We start from the raw sequence: 24,508 nt of genomic DNA on the forward strand, positions 1-24,508 counted from the left end.
CCCTGTCCCTCACTGTGCCGTACCTCCTCGATCACCTGGAATTCCCGCCGGGACCGGCCCTCCGTGAGCCGTCGCGATCCCTTGTTCCCGGTGACCGCGCTTCCGGGCAGCACCCGATGTGCTCCCCTTTGAAGACACCTCCCGGACCCTTCCTGTGACACGGTGTACTTCGCCGTTGCGGAGAACCGGCCGGCGCCGGGACCTCGTGATTGCCTTCGCACCATCTTCGACCAGCGGAAACGGTCTCCGGAAGGCCCGTTTCGACGTCGGCCGACAACACCCGGTGTCGCGTGTGTTTCCATGCCACCTACCGTTGTGCGCATGGGAATCGCACTGATCACCGGTGGGACGTCGGGCATCGGCGCCGCGTTCGCACGTGCGCTGGCGGACCGCGGCTGGGACCTGGTCCTGGTGGCGCGGGACAAGGACCGGCTGGGCCTGATGCGGGCCGAGCTCGAGGCCCGGGGCCGCTCCGTGGAGGTGCTGCCCGCCGACCTGTCCGACCGTGCCGACGTCGAGCGTGTCGCGGCGCGGCTGCAGGACCCGGCCCGTCCCGTCGGGATGCTCGTGAACAACGCCGGTTTCGGCGTGCACGCGCCGCTGACCTCGGCGGACACCGCCCCGCACGACCGGGCCCTCGAGGTCATGGCCCGTGCGGTGCTGGTGCTGTCCGGCGCCGCCGGGCGGGCCATGCGGGAGCGGGGAAGCGGCGCGATCGTCAACGTGTCGAGCACGGCCGGCTTCGTGACGATGGGAAGCTATTCGGCCGTGAAGGCCTTCGTGACCTCGCTCACCGAAGGGCTGGCGAACGAGCTGCACGGCACGGGCGTGACCGTGACGGCCCTGTGTCCGGGGTGGGTTCGCACCGAATTCCACGAACGCGCCGGAATCCGGTCGTCGAGCATTCCGGAGTTCCTCTGGCTCGACGCCGACCGCCTGGTCGAGACGTCGCTGCGGGACGTCCGCCGCGGTCGCGTGATCTCCATGCCGAGTTTCCGCTACCGGCTGCTGATCTGGTTTACGCGCCACCTTCCGCGCCGCACGGTCCGGTGGATCTCGCGCCGGATATCGTCCAGCCGCAGCGGAACTCCCGCTCACTGACGGGGCTTTGCCGCGGGGCTCCCCCGGCGGCCGACGGCATTACGGAATGGCCCTCGTCGCGAGGCCCCTGGTTGTCGCGGGTCCCGACCCACGGGAAGGAAGCGGTGTCACGGGGGGAGGCATCGCCTTGTCTCCTCTCGTGCAGGCCAACCCAACCGGCTTCGGCGAAGCACCCGTGGCACGGAGCCCGGCCGCCGAGGCCCGAGGACTTCCGAGGGGATCGCACCATGAAGATCGTCGTCATCGGCGGAACCGGGCTCATCGGCGCGCAAGTGGTCGCCAGGCTCAAGGAACACGGTCACGAGGCGGTCCCCGCCGCACCGAGGACGGGGGTCAACACACTGACGGGCAAGGGACTCGAGCAGGCGTTCACGGGTGCGTCGGTCGTGGTCGACGTGTCCAACTCCCCCTCCTTCGAGGAGAAGGTCGCCACGACGTTCTTCCGCATCTCTACCACCAACCAGCTGAAGGCCGAGGTGACGGCGGGCGTCACGCACCACGTCGCCCTCTCCGTGGTCGGCACGGAGCGCCTCCAGGACAGCGGGTACTTCCGCGCCAAACTGCTCCAGGAGGAGCTGATCAGGGATTCCGGGGTTCCCTACTCCATCGTCCATGCCACCCAGTTCTTCGAGTTCGTCAAGGGGATCGCCGACGACGCGACCGACGGCGACACCGTACGTCTGGCGCCCGTGCGGATCCGGCCCGTCTGTTCCACCGACGTGGCCGCCGTGCTGGCCCGCACCGCGACCTCGGCCCCGCTCAACGGCACGGTCGAGATCGCCGGCCCCGACGAGTTCCGGCTGGACGAACTCGTCCGCGAGGGGCTCGCGGCCGGGAGCGACCACCGGACGGTCGTCACGGATCCCGGTGCCCGCTACTTCGGAGTGGAGCTGGAGGAGGACACGCTCCTCCCGGGCCGGGACGCGCACATCACCGGGACCCGGTTCGCCGACTGGATCGCACCCCGGCGATGAGGCCCCGGGTGGGTGGCTGTGCCGGGCGTGCGGCCACCCTCCCGTCCACCGCGGGCACGTGAACCGGCCTCCCCGGCGGACCCGACGCCGCATCCCATCGTCCTACAACTTTCCGGAGAAGTTGTCACAGCATCTCTGGCTCTCAGGTCAAGCTGTCAACCGCGGGAGGGAGGGAGCTCCATGGATCATGCACGTGAGACGGTGCCGATCGGCGAACTGGTCGACGAGCGGCGGCATCTGCTGGACGTCGCCTACCGGATGCTGGGCAGCGGCAGTCAGGCGGAGAGCGTCGTCGACGAGACCTACCGTCGCTGGTACGGCTTGTCCGACGCGGTACGGATCGACATCCGGGCACCCCGTTCCTGGCTGACGAAGGTCGCCTGGGAGATCTGCCTGGCCCGGCCCGCCGATCCCGACGCGCGCCGGGCGAACGTTCCGGCGCTCCCCGGCACCGGCACGGACGCCGCGGACATGGCGGGCCACACCCCGGCGGCACTCGTGGCGCTCGCGCTCCAGCGGTCACGTGCCGGCACGCCGGCGGAGCACGACACGATCGCGCATGCGGTCCGGCAGGCCTGTGCGGCGGATGACGCGGCACGCCTGGCGTCCCTGCTCGCCCCCGACGCCACGGCGTTCTTCGACGGCGGCGGCAAGGTCCGCGCTCTGGTGCGGCCGGCGTACGGCGCCGAGCACGTCGCCCGCAGCCTGCTGACCCTGCTGGCACCGCGCCCTCGCACGGTGCTCACCACCCAGGCTGTCAACGGACGCAGCGGTCTGGTCGCACGCTACGACCACCAGGTGGCCGCGGTCATCAGTCTCGGCATCGCCGACGACCACGTGACGCACGTCTGGTGCGTACTCAATCCCGACAAACTACGCGCATGGAACCGGCCCGGGGGTTCGAGCCGGCAACGCCACCGCCGGGTCCACGTCGACTGACATCGACGGACGTACGCCTATCAGGGCGTCCAAATACCGCGAATCCAAGGAAAGGTACATGTCCGGCCGTCCTGTCACAGGCCCGGGTCTTCGTTGGTCTATCACATGGATGCGATGGGGGCAGGCCGTGACTTCCGGTGACTGCCGAATCCGACGCAACTCAACGAGCCCTGCGATACGCAACCGCGACGGCGCTTCGACGGTATTCCGGCGACATGCGGTGAAGCAGGCTCCCGAAGCTGCGTGTGACGAACGGTAGGCACCTGGTCGCGTGGCCGGACTGCGCGACGGGAGGAACGGAGACAGCAGAACCATGTGTTTTGAGACGTCCCCCCAGACGAATACCCTTGATCAGGCCGTTTCGGTTTTCGTGGAATTGCAGCCACGTCTCTTCGGTATCGCGTACCGCATGCTGGGCAGTGCCGTCGAGGCGGAGGACGTCGTCCAGGAAGTGTGGATGCGCTGGCAGAAGACCGACCGCTCGGCGGTGAACAATCCGTCGGCCTTCCTGACCACCGTCACGACCCGTCTCGCCATCAACGTCGGACAGTCCGCACGGGTACGCCGCGAGACCTACATCGGGCCGTGGCTGCCCGAACCCATCGACACCAGTGCCGACCCGTACGTGGGCGCGGAGCGCGCGGAAGCGCTGGAACTCGCACTGCTGCTGGTGCTCGAGAGACTGACCCCGGCGGAGCGCGCGACGTACGTGCTCCGTGAGGCCTTCCATTACGAATACGCCGAGATAGCGGAGATACTCCAGCTTTCCGTGGTCAATGTACGGAAGATCATCAGCCGGGCGCGGAAACACCTGGAAGCCGAGCAGAGGGAGACCGTCGACACCGCGGAACATCGGCGTCTTCTCGAGGCTTTCGTCTCGGCGGCGCAAACCGGCGATCTCGCCACGCTGCAGACGCTGCTCGCACCGGATGTCGTCAGCCTTTCCGACGGGAACGGAATTCGCGGTGCCGCCCGCGTCCCCGTCGTCGGCCCCGAGCGGGTGACGAACCTGGTCACCGCCAACCCGGGATTCTGGAGCGGCGACGACATGCGGTTCCTCGAGGCCAACGGGCTTTCCGGAGCGATGACGTTCAGGAACGGCAAACCCCTGACGTTCCTGAACCTGGCCGTGTCGCCGGAGGGCATCCACCAGTTGATGTGGGTCTGGAGTCCGGACAAGATCGCCGCTTTCCTCGGCTCGCGGTCCCGCGCCACCGCCGTTCCCCGTTACCTGAGGAACGCCGCCCGTTCCGGTGCCGACGGCGACGCGCCGGCCGGCCGCGGCACCGGGTGAGGGACGCGGGCCTGGATCCGCGCCCGTAGCGCAGACCGACTGCCACACGAACGAGGAGACGCACGATGGACTGGCGGCAGAGTTCCCGGTGCCGGTACGAGGACCCGGAGGTGTTCTTCCCGGTGGGGACCGGCTCCCTGGCGCACGGGCAGATCGACCAGGCCAAGGCGGTGTGCCGGCGCTGCCCCGTGGTGGAGAAGTGCCTGCAGTGGGCCCTGGACGCCGGCCAAGTGGAAGGCGTCTGGGGCGGTACGACGGAGCGCGAACGGCGGGCGATGGTGTCGCGGGAGACCCGGCGGCGGACGTCGGCCCGCCTCCGCCGGACCGGCCTCGGCCGGGCGGCGCGGTGAGGCCCCACCCGGTCCGGGCACCGGCGGTCGTCCGCGGTGCCCGGGCGGGCCGGGGAGGGAGAGGGCGGTGGAGGGGCCGGGCGGGGTCAGCGGATGGGCATGCCCGACAGGGTGCGGGCGATGACGAGCCGCTGGATCTCGCTGGTGCCCTCGAAGATGGTGTAGATGGCGGCGTCCCGGTGCATGCGTTCCACCGGGTACTCACGGGTGAAGCCGTTGCCGCCGAGGATCTGGATGGCCTGGGCGGTGACCTTCTTCGCCGTCTCGCTCGCGTACAGCTTGGACATCGATCCCTCGGCCGAGCCGAAGGGCTTGCCCGAGACCGCCATCCAGGAGGCGCGCCAGACCAGCAGACGGGCCGCGTCGACCTGGGTGCGCATGTCGGCCAACTGGAAGGCGACGCCCTGGTTGTCGATGATGGGGCGGCCGAACTGGGTGCGGGTCATGGCGTAGTCGAGGGCGAACTCGTACGCGGCCCTGGCCGTGCCCACCGCCATCGCCCCGACGGCGGGGCGGGAGGCCTCGAAGGTGGCCATGGCGGCGTTCTTCACCCGCTCGCCGCCCCGGGCCCGTTCGCGGGCGCGCGCGAGGCGCTCGTCGAGCTTCTCCTTGCCGCCGAGCAGGCAGTCGCCCGGGACGCGGACGTCGTCGAGGACGACCTCGGCGGTGTGCGAGGCGCGGATGCCGTGCTTCTTGAACTTCTGCCCCTGGGACAGCCCGGGGGTGTTCGGCGGCACGATGAAGGAGGCGTGGCCCTTGGAGCCGAGTTCCGGGTCGACGACGGCGACGACGACGTGGACGTTGGCTATGCCGCCGTTGGTCGCCCAGGTCTTGGTGCCGTTGAGGACCCACTCGTCCTTGGCGCCGTCGTACACGGCGGTGGTGCGCATCGAGCCGACGTCGGAGCCGGCGTCGGGCTCGGAGGAGCAGAAGGCGGCCACCTTCACGTCGTTGACGTCGCCGTACATCTGCGGGATCCAGGTGCCGATCTGCTCGTCGGTGCCGTTGGCCAGCACGCCGACGGCGGCCAGCCCGGTGCCGACGATGGACAAGCCGATTCCGGCGTCGCCCCAGAAGAGTTCCTCCATGGCGATCGGGATGCCGAGGCCGGTGGGGTCGAAGTACTGCTGGGCGTAGAAGTCGAGCGAGTAGAGTCCGATCTTGGCGGCCTCCTGGATCACCGGCCAGGGGGTCTCCTCGCGCTCGTCCCACTCCGCCGCGGCCGGGCGCATGACGTCGGCGGCGAAGCCGTGGATCCAGTCACGCACCGATTTCTGGTCGTCGCCGAGCTCGAGCGAGAAGTCGCCCATCGTCCCCTCCACGTGCTTGTTACTTCCGGTAACCGCCAGTGTGTTACCGGTCGGTAAGGGATGTCAACCGGACCGGGGGTGTTACGTTGCGCAGGCGCGGGGAAATTCGAACGGGCGGGGAGGCTCGTGTGGACACCAGCCAGCGGACGGAGCAGCGGACGACATCCGCGGCGGAGGAGCGACGCAAGGAACTCCTCGAGGCCGCGGAACGCGTCGTGCTGCGGGACGGCCCCGAGGCGTCCATGAACGCCATCGCCGCCGAGGCGGGCATCACCAAGCCCATCCTGTACCGCCACTTCGGCGACAAGAGCGGTCTTTACCGAGCCCTGGCCAAACGGCACACCGACGCCCTGCTCGCCAACCTGCGCGCCGCGCTCGACGCGCCCAACGAGCGCCGCGACCGCGTGGAGGCCACGCTCGACGCCTACCTCGCGGCCATCGAGGCCCGGCCGCAGGTCTACCGCTTCCTGATGCACCCCGCCGAGCACGCCCCGGACGCCGACCGCGGTTTCGACATCGGCCGCCACTCCGCCCCCGTGCTGCGCCGGATGGGCGAGGAACTGGCCGACGTCATCGCCGAGCGGCTCGACCTCGGCCCGGAGGGCCAGGTGGCGGCCAGGGTGTGGGGGCACGGCATCGTCGGGATGATGCACGCGGCCGGGGACTGGTGGCTGGGCGAGCGCCCCGTCGCCCGTGACGCCCTCGTCCGGCACCTCGCCGACCTGCTGTGGGGCCGCCTCGCCGCCGTCGGCGACCGCCCGGGCGCGCCGCGCCTTTAGGACGCGCCTTCAGGACGTGTCAGTCCCCCTGGGAAGCGCCCGTGCCGGGCGCCCAGGGGGCACGGCGGACGGCGCGCAGCGCGCGGCGACGGCGCAGGCCGGTGAGCCGGTCGACGAACAGGCCGCCGCCCAGGTGGTCGCACTCGTGCTGGAGGCAGCGGGCGAAGAACCCGGTGCCCTCGACGCGCACCGGCCGGCCGTCCCCGTCGACGCCCTCGACGACGGTCTCGTCGTACCGGGCGGTGCCCGCGTGGACGCCCGGCAGCGACAGGCAGCCCTCCTCACCGGTGACCACGACCCCGTCGTTGTGGACGACGCGGGGGTTGACGATGTACCCGAGGTGCCGGACGTCCTCGTCGTCCGGGCAGTCGAAGACGAACACCCGCAGCTGTACGCCGATCTGGTTCGCGGCCAGCCCCACCCCGTCGTGCGCGTACATCGTGGCGAACAAGTCCTCTACGAGGGAGGCGAGTTCGGCATCGAAGACGGTCACGTCACGGCAGGGTTCCCGGAGCCCGGGATCACCCAGCAGCCGCATCGGGCGGACGGTCCCGGAGCTGCCGGGGATGGGGGCGTGTCGCATGCCGGTCAGCGTACGGGGGCGGCTCGTTTCAGCGCCGGTGGGGGAAGTGGATAGGCTGATCGGCGACCGATGCCTTCCGGCCGGTGCAACGGCCCGGGGCGCGCGCCCGCCGGCCGACGGCCGGGGAGCGAGCGGGGCCGGACGCGAGGAGGATGTGGAGACGATGGCAGGCAACGCAGAGCCACTGTCGCCGCGGGCGAAGCTGGCCGTGACGGCGGGCAAGGCCGCGGCGGCGGTGTCGCGGGCGGCGGGACGCGGCAGCGGATCGGTGATCGGCGGCCGGGTGGCGCTGAAACTCGACCCTGATCTGCTGGCCCGGCTGGCGACCCATCTCGACGTCGTGCTCGTTTCGGCCACCAACGGCAAGACCACCACGACGCGGCTGCTCGCCGAGGCGCTGCGCGCCAACGGCGAGGTCGTCTCCAACGCCCTGGGCGCCAACATGCCGGCCGGCATCACCTCGGCGCTCGCCGGCGGGTCCGAGGCCCGCTACGGGGTGATCGAGGTCGACGAGAAGTACCTGGCCGGCGTGGCCCGGGACGTCAAGCCCAAGGCCATCGCCCTGCTCAACCTCTCGCGCGACCAGCTGGACCGCGCCGCCGAGACCCGCATGCTCGCCGAGAAGTGGCGCGAGGGCCTGGCCGGTTCCGACGCCGTCGTCATCGCCAACGCCGACGACCCGCTGATCACCTGGGCCGCCTCCTCCTGCCCGACCGTGGTGTGGGTCGCGGCCGGTCAGGAGTGGAAGGACGACGCCTGGTCCTGCCCCTCGTGCGGCGGTGTCCTGCAGCGGCCCGCCGAGGACTGGTTCTGCGGCGAGTGCGGTTTCCGCCGCCCGACGCCGACCTGGGCGCTCTCCGGCGACCACGTGATCGACCCGTACGGGTCCGCGTGGCCGATCCAGCTGCAGCTGCCCGGCCGGGCCAACAAGTCCAACGCCGCCGTGTCCGCCGCCGCGGCGGCCGCCTTCGGGGTCGACCCCAAGGTCGCCCTGGAGCGGATGTACAAGGTGCAGGCCGTGGCCGGCCGCTACGACGTGGTGCAGTTCCAGGGCCGTGACGTACGGTTGCTGCTGGCGAAGAACCCGGCCGGCTGGCTGGAGACCTTCTCCCTGATCGACGGGCCGCCCACCCCGGTGATCCTCTCCGTCAACGCCCGGTCCGCGGACGGCACGGACACCTCGTGGCTCTGGGACGTGGACTACACGCGCCTGGCGGGGCACCCGATCCGGGTCGTCGGCGACCGCAAGCTGGACCTCGCGGTCCGCCTGGAGGTGGCGGGGCTGCAGTTCGAGGTGTGCCGGGACTTCGACGAGGCGGTCGGCACCTCGCCGGCCGGCCGGATCGAGGCCATCGCCAACTACACCGCCTTCCAGGACCTCCGCCGCCGCGTCGGCAACTGACCGAAGACCCGTTTCGACAGGAGAACACGCTGTGAGCGACTCCAGCCTGCGTCTGGTGTGGGTCTACCCCGACCTGCTGAGCACCTACGGTGACCAGGGCAACGTCCTGGTCACCGAGCGCCGGGCCCGCCAGCGGCGGGTGCCGGTCACCCGGATCGACGTGCGGTCCGACCAGCCGATCCCGACCTCGGGCGACATCTACCTGATCGGCGGCGGCGAGGACCGCCCGCAGCGGCTGGCCGCCGAGCGGCTGCGCCGCGACGGCGGGCTGAACCGCGCGGTCGACAACGGCGCGATCGTCTTCTCGGTGTGCGCCGGCTACCAGATCATCGGCAACGAGTTCGTCAACGACCTCGGCCGCCCCGAGCCGGGCCTGGGCCTGCTGGACGTGGTCAGCGTCCGCGGCGAGGGCGCGCGCTGCGTCGGCGACGTGCTGGCCGACATCGACCCCGAGCTCGGCCTGCCCCCGCTGACCGGCTTCGAGAACCACCAGGGCGTCACCCACGTCGGCAAGGCGGCCCGCCCGCTGGCCCGGACCCGCTTCGGCAACGGCAACGGCACCGGCGACGGGACCGAGGGCGCGTACAACGAGACCGTCTTCGGCACCTACATGCACGGCCCCGTCATGGCCCGCAACCCGCAGATCGCGGACATGCTGATCAAGCTCGCGATGGACGTCAGGGCGCTGCCGCCGGTCGACGACCAGTGGTACGAGGCGCTGCGCGCGGAACGCATCGCGGCGGCGACCCAGCCCGCCTGAGGCCCGCAGCGTCGCGGGCCGGACCGGGGGACGACGGGGCCGGGGCCGGGTGGTGTCCGCACTGCGGGCGGCGTTTCCGCCCCCCGCGCCCGGCTCGATAACGTAGGCACCAGCGGTGCGCGTAGCCGCGGGTCCATCCGGACGACGAGGTCCGGCGCCCGGATCGATCATTCAGGAGTAACCAGCAAATGCGTATTGGTGTGCTGACGAGCGGCGGCGACTGCCCCGGGCTCAACGCCGTCATCCGGTCGGTCGTGCACCGCGCGGTCGTCGACCACGGGGACGAGGTCATAGGCTTCCACGACGGGTGGAAGGGTCTCCTCGAGTGCGACTACCGCAAGCTCGACCTGGACGCGGTCGGCGGCATCCTGGCCCGCGGCGGCACCATCCTCGGCTCCTCCCGGGTGCGCCCCGAGCACCTGCGGGACGGCGTCGAGCGGGCCAAGGGCCACGTCGCCGACCTCGGTCTCGACGCGATCATCCCGATCGGCGGCGAGGGCACCCTCAAGGCCGCCCGGCTGCTGTCCGACAACGGCCTGCCGATCGTGGGCGTGCCCAAGACGATCGACAACGACATCGCCTCCACCGACGTCACCTTCGGCTTCGACACCGCCGTCACGGTGGCCACCGAGGCACTGGACCGCCTGAAGACCACCGCCGAGTCGCACCAGCGCGTGCTCATCGTCGAGGTCATGGGCCGGCACACCGGCTGGATCGCCCTGCACTCCGGCATGGCGGCCGGCGCGCACGCGATCGTCGTCCCGGAGCGCCCCTTCGACATCGGCGAGCTGACCAAGATGGTCGGCGAGCGCTTCTCGGCGGGCAAGAAGTTCGCGATCGTCGTGGTCTCCGAGGGCGCGAAGCCGCGCGAGGGCACGATGGACTTCGAGTCGGGCGTCAAGGACGTCTACGGCCACGAGCGCTTCACCGGCATCGCCACCCGGCTCTCGATCGAGCTGGAGGAGCGGCTGGGCAAGGAGGCCCGCCCGGTCATCCTCGGCCACGTGCAGCGCGGCGGCACGCCCACCGCCTACGACCGGGTGCTGGCCACCCGCTTCGGCTGGCACGCCGTCGAGGCCGCGCACAACGGCGACTTCGGCATGATGACGGCGCTGCGCGGCACCGACATCACGCTGGTCCCGCTGTCCGAGGCCGTCGAGCACCTCAAGACCGTCCCGGCCGAGCGCTACGTCGAGGCCGAGTGCGTGCTGTGACGCGCTGATCACGTTCCTGGAACCGCCCCCGGTCGCGAGCGCGGCCGGGGGCGGTTCTAGTCTGGTGCGGGCGCACCCGCCCCAACCGGCACATTGCCGACGGCGGGGTGCGTGCGGCAGGCGCGACAGGAGAGTGACGGATGGACCACGGCGGACACGGGATGACGACGGAGCTCCCGCCGTTCACCCTCGGCCGCGGGCTCGAGTTCAGCGGGGATCCGGTCTTCCTGGCCGGCTGCGTGCTCGCGCTCGTGCTCTACGGCTTGGGGGTCGTACGGCTGTGGCGGCGCGGTGACCGCTGGCCGGCCGGCCGGGTCGTCGCCTTCGTCGCCGGGGTCCTCTCCATCGCCCTGGTGATGTGCACCGCGCTGAACGACTACGGCATGGCCATGTTCAGCGTCCACATGGTGCAGCACATGGTCGTCAGCATGGTCTCGCCCATCCTCCTGCTGCTGGGCGCCCCGGTGACGCTGACGCTGCGGGCGCTGCCGACGGCGGGACGCGGCCGCAGGGGCCCGCGTGAGCTGCTGGTGGCGCTGCTGCACAGCCGCTACCTGCGGGTGATCACGCATCCGGCGTTCACCATCCCGCTCTTCATCGCCAGCCTGTACGGGCTCTACTTCACCCCGCTGTTCGACACCCTCATGGGCAGCCGCCTCGGGCACATCGCGATGATGGCCCACTTCCTCGCCGTGGGCCTGGTCTTCTTCTGGCCGATCATGGGCGTGGACCCGGGACCGAACCGGCCGAGCCATGTGATGCGGATCCTGGAGCTGTTCGCCGGGATGCCGTTCCACGCCTTCTTCGGCATCGCCCTGATGATGGCGAGCGAGCCGATGATCGGCGCCTTCCAGCACCCGCCCGCTTCGCTGGGGATCGACGCGCTGGACGACCAGACCGCGGCCGGCGGCATCGCGTGGGCGTTCAGCGAGATCCCGTCGGTGATCGTCCTGGTGGCGCTGCTGATCCAGTGGTACACCTCCGACCAGCGCCAGGCCCGCCGCAAGGACCGCGCCGCGGACCGCGACGGCGACGCGGAACTGGCAGCCTACAACGCGTACTTGGCATCCTTGGAGGCACGGGGTCGCGGCTGACGGGGCCGCCCGCCGCGAAGGGAGGCCCGTGATGGGCGACCAGGTACGGATATCGGGCGACGCGCTGCAGTTGCCGGGCGGCGTCACGGTGCGCTTCATGCGCACGCTGCGGCTGCCGGAGACGGGGACGCACCCGCTCCCACCCGGGCTCGGCACCTTCCCGCTGCGCCGGGTCTCGGACCACCCCGGCACCGCGCCCCGGGAGTGGCTGGCGCGGGGCGGCGTGATGCTCCCCGTCTACCAGCGCGAGGCCATGTGGCTCAGCTTCTCGGCCTCCGCGCCGGCCGCGCTCCAGGTGGGCGTCGGCAAGGTGTGCGCGGTGTCGGGGCGGCCGTGGAGCGACCGGCTGTCGCAGGACCCGCAGAACTACGTCGTATTGCCACGACAGCCGTGGCTGGACGGCATCAACTCCGGCTCCGGGACGATCCGGCAGTTCGTGGCCGTGCCGCTGGGCCTGGGCGCGACCGTCGAGGGCCAGGTCAGCGGCGAGGAGGTCTGGGGCGGGGTGCAGTTGCAGGTGACCGAACTCGGCGAGGAGCAACTCGCGGCGTGGCGGGCGGAGCAGCGGCGCCGGGAGAGCACCCGTCGCGCGGCCTTCGGCGGCTACGGCGGTGCGCCGGGCGCCATGCCGATGGCCGCCCCGGCGGCCGCCCCGCCGCCGGCCCCGGGGAGCGCGCCGCGTCCGGGCGGAGGGGGCGGGGGCGCCAAGCGCTCCCCCGTCTCCATGGGGCTGGGCGCGGGCGGCCGGATGCGGCAGGAGGTCTACCGCGACGACCGCAAGCCCTCCGACTGGCGTGCGGAGCCCTCGGGCCGGGTCTTCGTCCACCTCACGACGGTGCCGGAATGGCGCCGCATCACCGGCGAGCCGGCGCCCCCCTCCCCGGTGAACCGCGCCGCGTACACCGCCGCCGGGCTGCCCTGGTTCGACTACTACGACGCCGACGCCGAGGACCTGGCGGCGCCCGGCACGCTCACCCAGGTGAAGCCGGTCGGTGACTGGCTCGGCGAGGACGAGTCGCCGTGGGTGGCACCGCATCCGGGTCAGCTGAAGCAATTGGGCGACGAGGGACAGGTCACCGACGGCGACTGGTAGCGCACGGCGGGCGGCGGCGGGACCATGGAGTCCGGGCCGCCGCCCCGCGGCCCCCGGGGAGGAGTCCGTCCATGCCCACACCTGCGAAGGCGATGATCACGTGCACGGTGGCGTGTCTGGTCGCCGTGACCGCCTACACGGTCGCACTCGGCCCCAACGGCTGGGTGTGGTTCGCCTGGGTCGTCCTGATGCTGGCCACGATCGGGGTGTTCGCGATCCGGACGCCCCGGTAGGCGCGCTGCGCGGCGCCCGAGGAGGGGCTGCCGCCGCCCGCGCCCGGCTCGACGTCGACGTGCTGCGGTCGGCCGGGCGGACGGCGAGACGCTCGAAGTCCGACTGCCCGCGATCCCGGGCCCGTCACGCGGGCACCTGGTACGCGTCATTACGGTCGGTGCGGCGGACGCGCTCGCCGTAGAGGCGACCCGCCAGTTGTGCGCGCCGACAGGACGGCAGGGCCGGTGCTGCCGCCTGTCGGACGGGTACCCGAAGCCGGGGCTTCTCGTCGCGAACCACGGCGCCACGGGGCTCGGTGCGCGGCCGACGCACGTCGCAGGCCTTCGCGCACAGGGCTCAGCCGGTAGCCCGGACCCGGGACCTCACCTCTCGGGAGCCGTGCGGCGCCGCGCAGACCCCGACCGGCCCCCGCGGGCCCGAGCGGGACCGTGCGGAGCCGACGCCCGGCGAGACGACGCCCGCCCCTCCGGGCGAACGCGAGCCGGCCCGGGACCCCCGGCACACCGCAGCCGTGCACGCACGGGGGAATTCGAGCCCACGCCCGGCGGGACGCGGCTCGGCCCAGGGCCCACGGCACACCGCAGCCCTCGCACACAGGGCTCGACCGGTAGCCCGGCCCGACCCCGGGCCTCACCACTCGGGAACCGTGCGGCCCCCCGCCGCCCCCGACCGGCCCCCGCAAGAACCCGAGCCCACGCCCGGCGGGACGGGGTTCGGGGGCCGGGCGGGGCCGGCCGCGTCTCAGGGGCGGGGCGCGGCGGCGTGCGCGTCGCGGGCGGCGATCGTCCCGAGGCGGCGCAGGTCGCCCGTGAGGTCACCGCTGCGGTCGAGGTGGGCGGGGACCAGCCTGCCCACGAGCCACCGGAACCAGCGGGGCGTGCTCCGCATGCGGTAGGTCTGCACCACCCGTGTCCCCGCGCCGGCCGGCTCCAGTTCGATGGTCCAGTCGGTGCTGTCGGGGAACAGCGGTGAGGGGATCGTGCGCCAGGTGATCAGGCGTGGGGCCTCGAACGCCACCACCTCGCAGACCCGGCTCCAGCGCATCAGCCCCGACCGGTTGTACCCGCGAAAGCGGACGCCCGTCGCCACCGTGGTCGCCCCCCGCAGCCGGCTGACCCGGTGGCACTCGTGGCTCCACTCGCTGTTCCGGGTGACGTCCGCGACGACGCGCCACACCGCCTCGGCCGGCGCGTCGACGACCACCTCGCTGCGACACGTCCGGGCGACGCCACGCTCCGCCCGGTCGCTCCCGCCGTCACCGTTGCCGCTCTCGTCGTGCCTCATGCTTCTCCCCCTCGGTGCCGTGCCCCGTCGTCCGTGTCGAGCAGCCGGTCGATGACGCCGGCCGCCCACTGTTCGTACTGCTGCGGCGTCCAGCCGGAGAGCCCGGTCAGCAGCTGGTAGACCTCGACGCCGAGGACCGCCCACACCCCGTCCAGCTCCTGCGGGGTCACCGCGCGACCCGTGACGAGGGTCATGCCCTGCTCGATGCTGATGCGGCGGCGCCGCTGGTTGTCCCGCAGCTTCTCGGCCAGGTCGCCGTTCGAGGCGGCGGCCTCGCGCAGCGCGAGGTGAACGCCGGCGGTGCGCCGGTGGATCGCGGTGACCAGTCGCGCGGCGGCGGCGATCCGCTCCTGCCGTGTCCCGGCCGCGAGCCCGGCGAACTCCGGGCGTTCGGCGAGTGTTTCGGGGCGCGCGTCCCCGACGACGGCGACGTCGAGCGCGGCCATCAGCAGTTCGCCCTTGGACCGGAAGCCCGCGTACACCGTCTCGACCGACACCCCGGCTTCGCGGGCGACGTCGCGCATCCCGGTGGCCGCCCAGCCGCGCTCGCCGAACAGCCGGACGGCCGCGGCCAGCACGACGGCCCGCGTCTCCCCGGCCTGTTGCTCCCGTCGCGGCGAACGGTAGGTGCGCCGCGCCCGGGGTGCCTCCTCCGTCATGAGCGCGCCGTCCCGTTCGCCGCGGCACCCCGCGGGCGCCACCATTCCGCGCGCCGGCGCCGGTAGGCGCGGGCGAAGCCGTACAGCAGGATGAAGCGCGGGACCGGGGGCACCAGGCGGACCACGATCCGGTGCCCTTCGGGGTCGATGTCGTCGAGCAGCCAGTGCCCCTCGATGCCGAGTTGCGTGAACGACTTGGACTTGACGTTGTACCGCTGGTCCCAGGCGTGCCAGTCGTCCTGGGTGAGGGCGGCCGAGACGACCGGCATGGCCTCCGCGACCTCACGCTCCAGGTGCGGAACGAGGACGGCCGTCAACGAGTCCAGCGCGGCGAGGAGTCTGACGCGCGCCTCCTCCGAGGCCGTCTCCGCGTACCGCCGCGCCGCGTCCGTCACGGTCACGGCCGCCGGGGTGATCCGGCGGTGGTCGGCGTCCAGGGACTCCAGCAGCGGCCCGGCGGCCGGGTCGCGTTCGAGCACCAGCGGCCACAGGCCGTCGTCCTCACCGGTGTGGTGCGCGTGCAGGAACTCCATCAGCCACACGACGTGCCGCCCGAGCGCGCTCCCCTGCCGCAGCCCCGGATACGGCGCGGAGGCCAGCACCGTCCGCGTGCGCTCCAGGTCGCGGCGCAGCGCGCCGTGCACGATCCCCATCATCCGCGTGTCCGCGGGAGCGGAACCCGTCGTCCCCATCTCACCCTCCCCATCGCCTTCCTGCTCGGAGACTAGGACCGGGGATGTTTTCATTACAAGGTCGTTCCGGTGAATTCTGGGACCGTGGGCACCACCACCCCTCACACCCCTGTCCCTCGTCCGCCTCCCGCCACGGAGGCGACCACCTTGGCGACGACGGCCGTCACGACGAGGCTCCCGGCGAGGACCATGCCGACGCCGACCACGAAGAGGCCGCTGGAGTCGTCGGACCAGTCGACGAAGGCGGCGACGGTCAGGCCGAGCGTGGTGCCGAGCACGGCGGCCGTGACGAGGCCGCGGGACGCGGCCCAGCACACGGGTACCAGGAGGGTCAGAACCAGCCCTGCGACCTGCCAGGCCTCGTAGGGACCGGTCACGGTCCCGTCGGGCCGCACGTCACGGTGCCGGTCCCAGCCCAGCCAGGCGGCCCAGTCGGCGGACGCGGCGACCGCCAGGAGGAGGAACGGCAACAACCGGGAAGCGGGATTCGCTGTCGATGGGCGCATGGGCCGAGCGTCCCGCCTCGCCCGCGCGCCGAACAGAGCGCGCGTACTCAGCTCCGCCCGAGTACCTGTCCCGAAGTGGCGACCGTCGGGGGGCCGGCCTCAGGCCGCCGCGGCGTGGCGCGCGAGACCGGAGACGAGGAGGTCGAGGCCGAACTCGAAGCGCTCGTCGCCCTCGTCGCGCATCAGGGCGTCGACCATGCCCGTGATGTGGGGGAAGCGCTCGGGGGGCAGTGAGCCGAAGTACTCGCGGATGCGGGCGATCTGCTCGTCGAGGGTGACGCCCGTCCCGCCCGGGCCCTGGTTGCGCAGGCTCTCCTCGACCGCGGTGGCGGTGACGAAGAGCGCGAGGGCGTCCACGCCGTAGGCGCAGACCTGGTCGGAGAGGCCGCCGGCCTTGAGGATCGCGAGCATGGCCTCGGCGTTGAGGAGGGCGTTGGGCCCGAAGGGGATGCCCTGGCCGATCGCGGCGCGGGCCAGGTCCCGGTGGGCGACGAGGACGCGGCGGCCCTGGCGGGCCATCTCCTTGATCTGCTCCTGCCACCGCGCCGGATCGGGCTCGGGGCGGACCACGTCGGCCTGGATGCGGTCGAGGAGCAGTTCGAGCAGCTCCTCCTTGTTGGCCACGTGCGCGTAGAGCGAGGCGGCGCCGGTGTCCAGTTCCTGGGCGACCCTGCGCATGCTCAGGGCGTCCAGGCCCTCGGTGCCGACGACGTGGAGGGCCGCCGTGACGATCGCCTCGCGGCTGAGGCTGCGGCGGGGGGCCTTCCTGCGCTCGGCGCGCCAGGGCGGGACGGGGACCGATGTCACGTGCTGCGTACCTCCGGGAGCGGACCACGGACAGCGTACTTGACACGAACGCCGTTCGTTATCTAGAACACTGTTCGTTCGGAACGAACGGCGTTCGTTCGCCACGCCCCGGTCCCGTGGAGGCCCCCATGAGCACCCAGTCCCTCTCCCCGCCCGCTCCCCCGGCCACGGGCCATCCCCTGCGCAGGCTCGGGCTGGCCGTCATCCTCGCCGTCGAGATCATGGACCTGCTCGACGCGACGATCGTCGGCGTCGCCTCGCCCTCGATCCGCGCAGACTTCGGCGGCAGCTCCACGCAGATCCAGTGGATCACCGCCGCCTACACGCTGGCCTTCTCCGTGCTGATGATCACCGGGGCGCGGCTCGGCGACATCGTCGGCCGCCGGCGGATGTTCCTCACCGGGCTCGCCGGGTTCACCGTGTGCTCCGCGCTGTGCGCGGCCGCGGGCTCCGCGGGGACGCTGATCGGCGGACGGGCCGCACAGGGGCTGTTCGCCGCGATGATGGTGCCGCAGGGCCTCGGCATCCTGCGCCAGATGTTCCCGCCGAAGGAGCAGGGGGCGGCCTTCGGCGCGTTCGGGCCGGTCATGGGGCTCGCCGCGGTCGCCGGGCCGGTGCTCGGCGGCTTCCTCACCGACGCGGACCTGTTCGGCTCCGGCTGGCGTTCGGTGTTCCTGATCAACGTCCCGATCGGCGTCGTCGCCTTCGCCGTCGCGCTGCGCATCCTGCCCGAGGGCCGCTCGCCGCACGCGGCACGGCTGGACCTGCCGGGTTCCGCGCTGGTCAGCCTCGGGGTGCTCATGCTGGTCTACCCGCTGGTGCAGGGCCGCGACCTGGGCTGGCCGCTGTGGACGTACCTGTCGATGGCGGGCGCGGTCCCGGTGCTCGCCCTCTTCGCCCGGTACCAGCGGAGGCTGGTGGCGCGGGGCGGTTCCCCGCTCGTGGAACCCGGGCTCTTCCGCCACCGCGGCTTCTCCGCCGCGCTCCTGGTCGGCGTCGTCTTCTTCGCGGCGGTCAGCGGGCTGATGCTGGTGCTCACCCTGCACCTTCAGGTCGGGCTCGGCTACAGCGCCCTGCACGCGGGCGCCTCGATGATCCCCTGGTCCGCCGGCACGGTCGTGGGCGCGGTCCTCTCCGGTGCCGTCCTCGGCCCGAAGTACGGCCGGCGCACCATCCAGGCCGGCTTCGCGCTGTCGGCGGTGGCCGTCGCCGCGCTGGCACTCACCGTGCACCTGGCGGGCGAGGGCGCGACGACCTGGCAGCTGCTGCCGGCCCTGCTGCTGAACGGCTTCGCGATGGGCCTGATCATGGCGCCGTTCTTCGACATCGCCCTCGCCGACGTCGAGGAGCGCGAGACCGGCTCTGCCTCCGGCGTCCTCAACGCCGTGCAGCAGCTGGGCGGTTCGGTCGGCGTCGCGGTGCTCGGCACGGCGTTCTTCTCGTACGCGGCGGACGGCGGCACGGTGCCCGCGACCCAGTGGACGGCGCTCATGGCCGCGGTCGCGTTCGTCGCGGCGCTGGCGGCCGCCTTCCTGCTGCCCCGCCGCGCCCGCGAGGGCGCGACGGGACACTGAGGGTCGCGGGGGCCCGGGAGCCCGGGGGCCTCAGGCGATGTGCGGGGGCAGCCCGTACCGGGCCAGGATCGGATCGGCGGGCCGGGACCAGGTCTCGCCTCCGGAGGAGCAGGTGCCCCGGCCCAGGCGAGACCCTGGGCCTGGTCGCCGCTGATGGACGAGCCGCCGGAGTCGCCCGGTTCGGCGCACACGTTCGTCGTGGTCAGGCCCTGCACGCTGCCCCGGCTGTCGTCGACGGTCGCGTTCCTCGCCAGGATCGTGCCGCAGTGCCCGGCCGTGACGAGGCCCCCGTGGCCGGGGAAGCCGGCGGGCGTGCCGGCCCGGTGACGCACGGCGCCCGCCGCGCCTAGACTGACCATCCTCGAACCGCGTTGTGACCTGGCAGAACGCCGCCCCGGAGCCGATCGGCGCCAGTTGGGAGTCAGTCCGTGTTCTACTACGTGCTCAAGTACGTGGTCCTCGGCCCGCTGTTGCGGGTGCTGTTCCGCCCGAGGATCGAGGGCATGGAGAACATCCCGGAGGAGGGCGCGGCGATCGTCGCGGGCAACCACCTGTCGTTCTCCGACCACTTCCTGATGCCCGCGATCCTGCCGCGCCGGATCACCTTCCTGGCCAAGGCCGAGTACTTCACCGGCACCGGCCTCAAGGGGCGGCTGACCGCGGCCTTCTTCCACAGCATCGGGCAGATCCCGGTCGACCGCTCCGGCGGCAAGGCCGGCGAATCGGCGATCCGCGAGGGGATGAAGGTGCTCGCCAAGGGCGAACTCCTCGGCATCTACCCCGAGGGCACCCGCTCCCACGACGGTCGCCTCTACAAGGGCAAGGTCGGCGTGGCCACCATGGCCATCCGCGCCGGGGTCCCGGTGGTCCCCTGCGCGATGATCGGCACGTACGAGATCCAGCCCGCCGGCCGCCGGCTGCCCCGCATCAAGCCGGTGACCATCCGCTTCGGCGAGCCGCTGGAGTTCTCCCGCTTCGAGGGGATGGACAACGAGCGCTACGTGGTGCGCTCGGCCACGGACGAGATCATGTACGCCATCCTCTCGCTCTCCGGGCAGGAGTACGTCGACCGCTACGCCGCCGAGGTCAAGGCGGAGCAGCAGGGCCAGTCCGGCATCGGCTCCCGGCTGCGCCGCAGCGCCTGACCGGCCGCGCCCCGGACCGGCCGCACCCGGCCGGTTGCGCCCTGCGCGGATCCGCGCAGGGCGAACGCCCCTGGCCCCGCCGTCACCGGCCCGCCTAGCGTCGCCGTCATGACGGGAACTGCGTTCGTGATCGGGGCGACGGGACAGATCGGCCGGGCGGCGGTGCGCGCCCTCGCCGAGGACGGCTGGGAGGTGCGGGCCGCCTCCCGCGGGGGCGGCGGTGAGGTGCAGTGGCCCGACGGGGTCCGGCCGGTGGCCGTGGACCGCGAGGACACCGCGGCGCTGGCGGCGGCGCTCGGCGAGGGCTGCGACGTGCTGCTGGACTGCGTCGCCTACGGCCCGGAGCACGCCCGGCAGCTGACGGGACTGGCGGACCGCATCGGCTCGGCGGTCGTCGTGTCCAGTTGCTCCGTGTACGAGGACGGCCGGGGCCGCAGCCTCGACACCGACGGGGAGCCGGGCGGCGCGCCCGTCTTCCCGGTGCCCGTCACGGAGACGCAGCCGGTGCTGGCCCCCGGCGAAGGCGGCTACTCGGCGCGCAAGGTGGCGCTGGAGCGCGACCTGCTGGCGGCGGAGGGACGGTTGCCGGTCACCCTGCTGCGCGCCGGGGCGGTGCACGGCCCGCACAGCCTGCGGCCGAGGGAGCTGTACTTCGTCAAGCGGGCCGTGGACCGGCGGCCGTTCCGGGTGCTCGCGTACGGCGGGAAGAGCCGTTTCCACCCGGTGCACGCCGCCAACCTCGCCGAGCTGGTGCGGCTGGCCGCCCGGCGTCCCGGCTCCCGGGTGCTCAACGCCGGCGACCCGTACGCCCCGACGGTGGCGGAGATCGCGGACGCGATCGCCGCGGTGCTGGGCCACGAGGCGCAGACGTACGCCGTGGACGGGCCTCCCCCGGCGAAGAACGTGGGCGACACCCCGTGGACCACGGCGCACCCCTTCGTGCTGGACATGTCGGCCGCGGAGCGCGAGCTGGGCTACCGCGCCGTGACCGGCTACGCGGAGTCGCTGCCGGAGAACGTGGCCTGGCTGGTGGAACGGCTCGGCGGGCGGGACTGGCGGGAGGCCTTCCCCGTCCTGGCGTCGACCTACGACCGCTTCGGCGACCTGTTCGACTACGAGGCCGAGGACCGCTGGCTGGCCGCCGGAAAATCCCTGGCCGGGCCCCGGGAGGCCGATTAGCCTCGGGGCGTGGGAAGGGAACGGACATGAGCGCGCGGCTGAGGGCCCTCGCCAAGGAGACGCAAGGTCTCGTCGCGACCGGCCGCTACCGGACGGCACGCGGTGTCGAGGTGGCGATCGGCGAGGCCGTCGAACAGGCCGTGCGGGGGACGCGGATGTACGGCCCCAGCCCCGTCGATCCCGGCCCCGGCCACGGCACCGGCGCGGCGGGCACCGGCGCGCCGGGCGGCGGGCCCACGGCCTTCGCGGTGACCGGCGAGGACAGCCTGCGGGCGGCACGCCGTCTGGTGCGGGAGGCACCGGGGACTCCGGTCGCCGTGCTGAACTTCGCCTCGGCGCGCAATCCCGGCGGCGGCTACGTCAACGGTGCGCAGGCCCAGGAGGAGGCGCTGTGCCGGGCGTCGGCGCTGTACACGACGCTGCTCACGGTGCGGGAGTTCTACGACTGGCACCGCGCCGACCGCAGCCCCTTCTACAGCGACCGGGTGATCCACTCCCCCGGCGTCCCGGTCTTCCGCGACGAGCACGGCGTCCTGCTGGACGAGCCGTTCGAGGCCGGCTTCCTCACCTCCGCCGCACCCAACGCGGGGGTGATCGCCCGTCAGGACCCGGCGGCCGTGGAGCGGGTGCCCGCCGCGCTGGTGTCGCGCGCGGGCAGGGTGCTCGAGGTCGCGGCGGCGCACGGCTACCCCTCCCTGGTCCTGGGCGCCTGGGGCTGCGGGGTGTTCCGCAACGACCCGGCGGCGGTCGCCGCCGCCTTCCGCGAGCACCTCGGGCCGGGCGGGCGGTTCGCCGGCCGCTTCGGCCGCGTCGTCTTCGCCGTACTGGACCGGCGCACGGACTCGCCCACCCGGGCCGCCTTCGCCGCCGCCTTCCCCGGGTAGAGGAGTCACATGAACGACAAGCGCAACATCGACACCGTGATGGACGCCGTGGACCAGAAGTGGATGCCGCACGTCCTCGCCGAGGTCAACGAGTACGACGTCAAGGTCGCCAACGTCGAGGGCGACTTCCCCGAGCACGCGCACGCGGACACCGACGAGTTCTTCCTCGTGCTCGCCGGACGGCTGCACCTGGAACTGCCGGACCGCACCGTGACGCTGGGCCCGCACGAGGTGTTCACCGTGCCCCGCGGCGTCCCGCACCGGCCGCGTGCCGAGGAGGGCACCCGCATCCTGATGTTCGAGCCGCGCGGCACCGTCAACACCGGTGACGGCAACGAGGGTTCCGGCACGACCGGGGTGCGGCTCGGTTAGCCTCCCGGACGCGGGCCCCGAAAAACCGGACGGCCCCGCCGCGCCCCTCAGGGGTGCGGCGGGGCCGTCCGGCCTCGTACCGGGTGGGTCAGCTCGTGGGCGGCACCGGCGCGGCGTGCGCGGCGCACGTCACGTCGGACCGGTCGAGCCTGCCCGTCACGAAGTAGCCGGTGACGCGGTCGTTGACGCAGGGGTTGACCAGGCCGGTGACGCCGTGCGAACCGGCGCCCTTCTCGGTGATCATCAGGGAGCCCTTGAGCCGCTTGTGCAGCTCCACGGCGCCCGTGTACGGGGTCGCCGCGTCACGGGTGCTCTGGACGATCATGACGCGCGGCAGGCCGTGGCCGGTCCGCACCTCCACCGGGGTCCGCTGCGGGACGCCCCAGGTGGCGCACGGCAGGTTCATCCACGCGTTGGACCAGGTCAGGAACGGGTACTTGGCGTGCAGCCGACTGTTGTCGCGGTCCCAGGTGCGCCAGTCGCGCGGCCACCTGGCGTCGGTGCACTCCACCGCCGTGTAGACCGCGTTGCCGTTCTCCGAGGCGGCGTTGCCCGCGGTGTCCGACAGGTCGGGGGCCGCGGCGTCGACCAGCGCCTGGGTGTCGCCGCCGAGGTAGGCGCTCCAGATGCCGGCCACGGCCGCCCATGACGAGTCGTAGTACGGGGCGCTCTGGAAGAGGCCCAGCAGCTCGGCCGGGCCCACGACCCCGCCGATCGGGTGCGCCTTGGCGGTCGCCCGCAGCCGCTCCCACTGTGCCTGGACCTTCGCCGGGGTGTTGCCGATGTGGTAGACGGAGTCGTACTTCGCGACCCAGGCCTTCCAGTCGTTCCAGCGGCCCTCGAAGGCGACGTCCTGGTCGAGGTTGTTCTGGTACCAGATCTGGTCGCGCGACGGGTTCACGACGCTGTCGACGACCATGCGGCGCACGTGCGTCGGGAAGAGCGTGGCGTAGACGGCACCGAGGTAGGTGCCGTAGGAGACGCCGAGGTAGTTGAGCTTCCGCTCGCCGAGGGCAGCGCGGACGACGTCGAGGTCACGGGCGGTGTTGGCCGTCGTCATCTGCGACAGCATCGCGGCGCCGGTGCGCTCCTTGCAGCCTTCCGCGTACTCGGCGGCCAGCTTGCGCTGCGCCCGCTTGTCGGCCTCGCTGTCCGGCACCGGGTCGGCCTTGGGGGCCTTCACGAACTCCTGCGGGTCGGCGCAGGAGATGGGGGCGGAGTGGCCGACGCCGCGCGGGTCGAAGCCGACGAAGTCGTAGGCCTTGGCGGTCGCCGCCCAGATCGGGTTCTTGGTCGTCACGCGGAGCGGGAAGCGCATGCCGGAACCACCGGGCCCGCCCGGGTTGTAGATGAGGGCGCCCTGTCGCTCGCCGGCGGTCCCGGTGTTGCCGATGCGGTCCACCGCGATCCTGATCGTCTTGCCGTACGGCTTGGCGTAGTCGACGGGCACGGTCACCCAGCCGCACTGGACGGGGCTCGCGATGCCCCAGTCCGCGGGGCAGTCGGCCCAGTCGATGCCCTTACGGGCCGCGTGCGCGGCGGCGATCCGTACGCCCTTGGCCTCGGCGTCGCCGCTGTGTCCGTCGTGTCCGTGGGTCGCCGGCGCACTGTGGGCGACCGCGGTCTGCGGTGCCGCCGTGGCGACGGTGCCGGCTATGAGGGCCGCGGTCAGCCCGAGCACGGCGGTGCGTCTCACCATGAACTCCCCCTGCTGTTGGTGCCGCTCGTGGCGGCCCGATCACAACTGCAGGGGGATCCTTTCGCCCGGAAGGGCTCCGGGAGAAGATCCCATGAGCGTTTCTTTACCAACCCATAAGGTGGAAGCAGCTGTTGGCGGCCTGCTCGGGGCACCGACGGCTCCGGCCGGAGGAGGCTCACCAGGTGGCGGTGGCCGGGGAGTTCGGCGACGTGGGGTTCGCGGTCAGGGTCGTGGGCCGGTGCACGGCAGGCCGCACGCCGCCAGGTCGGCGAGCAGGTGCCCGGGCGCGGGAGCCCGGGGCGTCTCACCCCGGGCGCGGGGAGCCCGGGGCGGGACGGAGGGCGGCCTCGTGGCCGGCGAGCGAACAGGCGAGCGCCGTCCTCGGCCGCGGGGTCGTACTCCGCATGGCGGGCGGCGCCGTCGCCGCCGCGCGTTCCGGGCGGACTCCCGGGAACGCGTGCCGGAGGCCCGCGCTCGTGCCGGGGAAGGAAATGCCCCGTTCCCGTTCGCTGCGATACGGGCTGCCGGGCACCGCCCGCATCGCGCCGAAACCGTCGACGGCGGGCTCCGCCGCCGCCGC

General features: G+C 72.7%; 26 protein-coding genes. 18 read left to right on the forward strand and 8 right to left on the reverse strand.

What is annotated here, in order from left to right:
* The first annotated feature begins 321 nt into the window (after positions 1-321).
* The 5 genes from ACZ7MY_RS09250 to ACZ7MY_RS09270 all read left to right on the forward strand — a co-directional run bounded on the left by ACZ7MY_RS09250 (position 322) and on the right by ACZ7MY_RS09270 (position 4,658).
* Positions 322-1,101, forward strand: coding sequence for an SDR family NAD(P)-dependent oxidoreductase (locus ACZ7MY_RS09250; RefSeq protein WP_499600660.1), 780 nt, complete (start codon positions 322-324; stop codon positions 1,099-1,101).
* Positions 1,102-1,328: 227 nt separating this feature from the next.
* Positions 1,329-2,075, forward strand: coding sequence for an SDR family oxidoreductase (locus tag ACZ7MY_RS09255; RefSeq protein ID WP_499600661.1), 747 nt, complete (start codon positions 1,329-1,331; stop codon positions 2,073-2,075).
* Positions 2,076-2,255: 180 nt separating this feature from the next.
* The gene (locus ACZ7MY_RS09260) at positions 2,256-3,014 is read left to right on the forward strand and encodes a sigma factor (RefSeq protein WP_499600662.1); all 759 of its coding nucleotides are present in this window, start codon (positions 2,256-2,258) and stop codon (positions 3,012-3,014) included.
* A gap of 313 nt (positions 3,015-3,327) precedes the next feature.
* A complete protein-coding gene (locus tag ACZ7MY_RS09265) occupies positions 3,328-4,308 on the forward strand; it encodes an RNA polymerase sigma-70 factor (protein ID WP_499600663.1) in 981 nt (326 codons plus the stop codon).
* Positions 4,309-4,373: 65 nt separating this feature from the next.
* On the forward strand, positions 4,374-4,658 hold the full coding sequence (locus ACZ7MY_RS09270) for a WhiB family transcriptional regulator (protein WP_499600664.1): 285 nt from the start codon (positions 4,374-4,376) through the stop codon (positions 4,656-4,658).
* Positions 4,659-4,744: 86 nt separating this feature from the next.
* Here the strand turns inward: ACZ7MY_RS09270 and ACZ7MY_RS09275 are convergent, their stop codons facing one another.
* Complete coding sequence (locus ACZ7MY_RS09275) at positions 4,745-5,968, reverse strand: acyl-CoA dehydrogenase family protein (RefSeq protein ID WP_499600665.1); 1,224 nt, start codon at positions 5,966-5,968, stop codon at positions 4,745-4,747.
* A gap of 128 nt (positions 5,969-6,096) precedes the next feature.
* On the opposite strand from ACZ7MY_RS09275, the gene ACZ7MY_RS09280 reads away from it, so the two are divergent.
* Positions 6,097-6,747, forward strand: coding sequence for a TetR/AcrR family transcriptional regulator (locus ACZ7MY_RS09280; protein WP_499600666.1), 651 nt, complete (start codon positions 6,097-6,099; stop codon positions 6,745-6,747).
* Between the two features lie 19 nt (positions 6,748-6,766).
* On the opposite strand, the gene def is transcribed toward ACZ7MY_RS09280, so the two are convergent.
* Complete coding sequence (gene def, locus ACZ7MY_RS09285) at positions 6,767-7,330, reverse strand: peptide deformylase (protein ID WP_499600667.1); 564 nt, start codon at positions 7,328-7,330, stop codon at positions 6,767-6,769.
* Between the two features lie 163 nt (positions 7,331-7,493).
* On the opposite strand from def, the gene ACZ7MY_RS09290 reads away from it, so the two are divergent.
* The 6 genes from ACZ7MY_RS09290 (at position 7,494) to ACZ7MY_RS09315 (ending at position 13,126) form a co-directional block, all read left to right on the forward strand.
* Positions 7,494-8,732 carry a MurT ligase domain-containing protein gene (locus ACZ7MY_RS09290; protein ID WP_499600668.1) on the forward strand — a complete coding sequence of 413 codons (1,239 nt, stop codon included), beginning with the start codon at positions 7,494-7,496 and terminating at the stop codon, positions 8,730-8,732.
* 31 nt (positions 8,733-8,763) lie between these two features.
* On the forward strand, positions 8,764-9,492 hold the full coding sequence (locus ACZ7MY_RS09295; RefSeq protein WP_499600669.1) for a type 1 glutamine amidotransferase: 729 nt from the start codon (positions 8,764-8,766) through the stop codon (positions 9,490-9,492).
* Positions 9,493-9,680: 188 nt separating this feature from the next.
* Positions 9,681-10,706, forward strand: coding sequence for a 6-phosphofructokinase (locus tag ACZ7MY_RS09300; RefSeq protein WP_499600670.1), 1,026 nt, complete (start codon positions 9,681-9,683; stop codon positions 10,704-10,706).
* Between the two features lie 140 nt (positions 10,707-10,846).
* Positions 10,847-11,800 carry a cytochrome c oxidase assembly protein gene (locus tag ACZ7MY_RS09305; RefSeq protein ID WP_499600671.1) on the forward strand — a complete coding sequence of 318 codons (954 nt, stop codon included), beginning with the start codon at positions 10,847-10,849 and terminating at the stop codon, positions 11,798-11,800.
* Positions 11,801-11,828: 28 nt separating this feature from the next.
* Positions 11,829-12,893: a hypothetical protein gene (locus ACZ7MY_RS09310; RefSeq protein WP_499600673.1), complete on the forward strand. Its 1,065-nt coding sequence runs from the start codon at positions 11,829-11,831 to the stop codon at positions 12,891-12,893.
* A 71-nt stretch (positions 12,894-12,964) separates the two neighbouring features.
* Entirely contained in the window at positions 12,965-13,126 is a 162-nt protein-coding gene (locus tag ACZ7MY_RS09315) for a hypothetical protein (RefSeq protein WP_499600674.1), read from the forward strand.
* Between the two features lie 742 nt (positions 13,127-13,868).
* Here ACZ7MY_RS09315 and ACZ7MY_RS09320 read toward each other — a convergent pair.
* From ACZ7MY_RS09320 to ACZ7MY_RS09340, 5 genes are all read right to left on the reverse strand, one after another.
* Positions 13,869-14,411, reverse strand: a complete 543-nt coding sequence (locus ACZ7MY_RS09320) for an SRPBCC family protein (protein ID WP_499600675.1) — start codon at positions 14,409-14,411, stop codon at positions 13,869-13,871.
* Positions 14,408-15,070 carry a TetR/AcrR family transcriptional regulator gene (locus ACZ7MY_RS09325; protein ID WP_499600676.1) on the reverse strand — a complete coding sequence of 221 codons (663 nt, stop codon included), beginning with the start codon at positions 15,068-15,070 and terminating at the stop codon, positions 14,408-14,410. The genes ACZ7MY_RS09320 and ACZ7MY_RS09325 overlap by 4 nt, the downstream gene beginning before the upstream one ends.
* The gene (locus ACZ7MY_RS09330; protein ID WP_499600678.1) at positions 15,067-15,762 is read right to left on the reverse strand and encodes a hemerythrin domain-containing protein; all 696 of its coding nucleotides are present in this window, start codon (positions 15,760-15,762) and stop codon (positions 15,067-15,069) included. Before ACZ7MY_RS09330 ends, ACZ7MY_RS09325 begins: the two co-directional genes overlap by 4 nt.
* A 101-nt stretch (positions 15,763-15,863) precedes the next feature.
* Complete coding sequence (locus tag ACZ7MY_RS09335) at positions 15,864-16,268, reverse strand: hypothetical protein (protein ID WP_499600679.1); 405 nt, start codon at positions 16,266-16,268, stop codon at positions 15,864-15,866.
* A gap of 99 nt (positions 16,269-16,367) precedes the next feature.
* Complete coding sequence (locus ACZ7MY_RS09340) at positions 16,368-17,075, reverse strand: TetR/AcrR family transcriptional regulator (protein ID WP_499600680.1); 708 nt, start codon at positions 17,073-17,075, stop codon at positions 16,368-16,370.
* A 128-nt stretch (positions 17,076-17,203) separates the two neighbouring features.
* On the opposite strand from ACZ7MY_RS09340, the gene ACZ7MY_RS09345 reads away from it, so the two are divergent.
* From ACZ7MY_RS09345 to ACZ7MY_RS09370, 6 genes are all read left to right on the forward strand, one after another.
* Positions 17,204-18,649, forward strand: a complete 1,446-nt coding sequence (locus ACZ7MY_RS09345) for an MFS transporter (protein WP_499600681.1) — start codon at positions 17,204-17,206, stop codon at positions 18,647-18,649.
* Between the two features lie 153 nt (positions 18,650-18,802).
* Complete coding sequence (locus ACZ7MY_RS09350; RefSeq protein ID WP_499600682.1) at positions 18,803-18,976, forward strand: hypothetical protein; 174 nt, start codon at positions 18,803-18,805, stop codon at positions 18,974-18,976.
* Positions 18,977-19,077: 101 nt separating this feature from the next.
* A complete protein-coding gene (locus ACZ7MY_RS09355; protein WP_499600683.1) occupies positions 19,078-19,794 on the forward strand; it encodes a lysophospholipid acyltransferase family protein in 717 nt (238 codons plus the stop codon).
* Positions 19,795-19,902: 108 nt separating this feature from the next.
* Positions 19,903-20,973 (forward strand): NAD-dependent epimerase/dehydratase family protein, encoded by a 1,071-nt coding sequence (locus ACZ7MY_RS09360; protein ID WP_499600684.1) that lies wholly within the window; start codon positions 19,903-19,905, stop codon positions 20,971-20,973.
* A 26-nt stretch (positions 20,974-20,999) separates the two neighbouring features.
* Complete coding sequence (locus ACZ7MY_RS09365) at positions 21,000-21,857, forward strand: TIGR02452 family protein (RefSeq protein WP_499600685.1); 858 nt, start codon at positions 21,000-21,002, stop codon at positions 21,855-21,857.
* Positions 21,858-21,866: 9 nt separating this feature from the next.
* Positions 21,867-22,229, forward strand: a complete 363-nt coding sequence (locus ACZ7MY_RS09370; protein WP_499600686.1) for a cupin domain-containing protein — start codon at positions 21,867-21,869, stop codon at positions 22,227-22,229.
* Between the two features lie 88 nt (positions 22,230-22,317).
* Here the strand turns inward: ACZ7MY_RS09370 and ACZ7MY_RS09375 are convergent, their stop codons facing one another.
* Positions 22,318-23,928 carry an alpha/beta hydrolase gene (locus tag ACZ7MY_RS09375; RefSeq protein WP_499600687.1) on the reverse strand — a complete coding sequence of 537 codons (1,611 nt, stop codon included), beginning with the start codon at positions 23,926-23,928 and terminating at the stop codon, positions 22,318-22,320.
* Between the last annotated feature and the right edge of the window lie 580 nt (positions 23,929-24,508).

The sequence above is a fragment of the Streptomyces sp. NPDC111520 genome (assembly GCF_055635295.1).

What these genes read in the sequence shown, in the direction of transcription:
- ACZ7MY_RS09255 (WP_499600661.1), top strand. Translation starts at nt 1,329, where the DNA reads ATGAAGATCGTCGTCATCGGCGGAACCGGGCTCATCGGCGCGCAAGTG.
- ACZ7MY_RS09260 (WP_499600662.1), top strand. Translation starts at nt 2,256, where the DNA reads ATGGATCATGCACGTGAGACGGTGCCGATCGGCGAACTGGTCGACGAG.
- ACZ7MY_RS09335 (WP_499600679.1), bottom strand. Translation starts at nt 16,268, where the DNA reads ATGCGCCCATCGACAGCGAATCCCGCTTCCCGGTTGTTGCCGTTCCTC.
- ACZ7MY_RS09365 (WP_499600685.1), top strand. Translation starts at nt 21,000, where the DNA reads ATGAGCGCGCGGCTGAGGGCCCTCGCCAAGGAGACGCAAGGTCTCGTC.
- ACZ7MY_RS09370 (WP_499600686.1), top strand. Translation starts at nt 21,867, where the DNA reads ATGAACGACAAGCGCAACATCGACACCGTGATGGACGCCGTGGACCAG.
- ACZ7MY_RS09360 (WP_499600684.1), top strand. Translation starts at nt 19,903, where the DNA reads ATGACGGGAACTGCGTTCGTGATCGGGGCGACGGGACAGATCGGCCGG.
- ACZ7MY_RS09305 (WP_499600671.1), top strand. Translation starts at nt 10,847, where the DNA reads ATGGACCACGGCGGACACGGGATGACGACGGAGCTCCCGCCGTTCACC.
- def (WP_499600667.1), bottom strand. Translation starts at nt 7,330, where the DNA reads ATGCGACACGCCCCCATCCCCGGCAGCTCCGGGACCGTCCGCCCGATG.
- ACZ7MY_RS09270 (WP_499600664.1), top strand. Translation starts at nt 4,374, where the DNA reads ATGGACTGGCGGCAGAGTTCCCGGTGCCGGTACGAGGACCCGGAGGTG.
- ACZ7MY_RS09315 (WP_499600674.1), top strand. Translation starts at nt 12,965, where the DNA reads ATGCCCACACCTGCGAAGGCGATGATCACGTGCACGGTGGCGTGTCTG.
- ACZ7MY_RS09320 (WP_499600675.1), bottom strand. Translation starts at nt 14,411, where the DNA reads ATGAGGCACGACGAGAGCGGCAACGGTGACGGCGGGAGCGACCGGGCG.
- ACZ7MY_RS09265 (WP_499600663.1), top strand. Translation starts at nt 3,328, where the DNA reads ATGTGTTTTGAGACGTCCCCCCAGACGAATACCCTTGATCAGGCCGTT.
- ACZ7MY_RS09290 (WP_499600668.1), top strand. Translation starts at nt 7,494, where the DNA reads ATGGCAGGCAACGCAGAGCCACTGTCGCCGCGGGCGAAGCTGGCCGTG.
- ACZ7MY_RS09300 (WP_499600670.1), top strand. Translation starts at nt 9,681, where the DNA reads ATGCGTATTGGTGTGCTGACGAGCGGCGGCGACTGCCCCGGGCTCAAC.
- ACZ7MY_RS09330 (WP_499600678.1), bottom strand. Translation starts at nt 15,762, where the DNA reads ATGGGGACGACGGGTTCCGCTCCCGCGGACACGCGGATGATGGGGATC.
- ACZ7MY_RS09350 (WP_499600682.1), top strand. Translation starts at nt 18,803, where the DNA reads ATGGACGAGCCGCCGGAGTCGCCCGGTTCGGCGCACACGTTCGTCGTG.
- ACZ7MY_RS09325 (WP_499600676.1), bottom strand. Translation starts at nt 15,070, where the DNA reads ATGACGGAGGAGGCACCCCGGGCGCGGCGCACCTACCGTTCGCCGCGA.
- ACZ7MY_RS09345 (WP_499600681.1), top strand. Translation starts at nt 17,204, where the DNA reads ATGAGCACCCAGTCCCTCTCCCCGCCCGCTCCCCCGGCCACGGGCCAT.
- ACZ7MY_RS09275 (WP_499600665.1), bottom strand. Translation starts at nt 5,968, where the DNA reads ATGGGCGACTTCTCGCTCGAGCTCGGCGACGACCAGAAATCGGTGCGT.
- ACZ7MY_RS09250 (WP_499600660.1), top strand. Translation starts at nt 322, where the DNA reads ATGGGAATCGCACTGATCACCGGTGGGACGTCGGGCATCGGCGCCGCG.
- ACZ7MY_RS09375 (WP_499600687.1), bottom strand. Translation starts at nt 23,928, where the DNA reads ATGGTGAGACGCACCGCCGTGCTCGGGCTGACCGCGGCCCTCATAGCC.